Origin of the sequence: Vibrio sp. 10N.222.46.A1 (assembly GCF_041473595.1) — a bacterium.
GTDB lineage: Bacteria > Pseudomonadota > Gammaproteobacteria > Enterobacterales > Vibrionaceae > Vibrio > Vibrio tasmaniensis_A.
The window spans coordinates 1-750 of the sequence record NZ_JBFRSN010001073.1; the positions used below are offsets into that span (position 1 = coordinate 1).

1 pseudogene is annotated in these 750 nt (G+C 42.5%); it reads right to left on the bottom strand.

Annotation, left to right across the window (positions count from 1 at the left end):
• Nucleotides 1-692 (bottom strand): annotated as a pseudogene (locus AB4496_RS23850) (RNA polymerase factor sigma-54); the annotation flags it as partial.
• Nucleotides 693-750 lie beyond the last annotated feature (58 nt).

Below are 750 nucleotides of genomic sequence, written 5' to 3' on the forward strand. Positions count from 1 at the left end.
GTAAGTACTAACTTAGCTTCGTTAAGCCAAGGGGTATCTTGTGGGAAGGTCGCCAATTGCAGTAACAAGCAATCTTGCAGATTCACAGAACCGACACCTAGCGGATCAAACTGCTGAATTCGTTTACGAACGGCTTCAATTTCATCAAGCTCGATCTCTTCGTTGTCGAAGTTCTCAAGGATGTCTTCACAAGATACGGTAAGGTAACCGCGGTCATCGATAGCATCAATTAGCGCAAAAGCTATGCTGCGGTCAGTTTCAGTAAATGGTGTTAAATCGAGTTGCCAGAGCAGGTAATCGTATAGACTTTGTGTGGTTTCGCCTTGATAAACGGGCATATCGTCATCAATCGCAATGCCAGTGTTACCTGTGTTTGCGCTGTAAACGTCTTCCCAAGTTGTATCGATTTCTAGTTCGTTGCCGATCTCTGATTTTTCGATCAAATCGGAGCTGTCAGGTAAGTCTTGTTCAACTGTTTCAACTGTTTCTTTCTCGTCACTGCTAGGTTTTTCTTCCGATGTTGGCGTATCTTCATTGCCGTCTTCGACATCGAGTAGTGGGTTCGATTCAAGTGCTTCTTGAATCTCTTGTTGCAAATCCAAAGTAGACAATTGCAACAAACGAATCGCTTGTTGCAATTGAGGAGTCATTGCTAACTGTTGGCCTAGCTTAAGTTGTAATGAGGGTTTCATTCAGTGTTACTTACCTAGTTATTATTCTAAGAACTCTCGATACTCTCTATCTAATCAT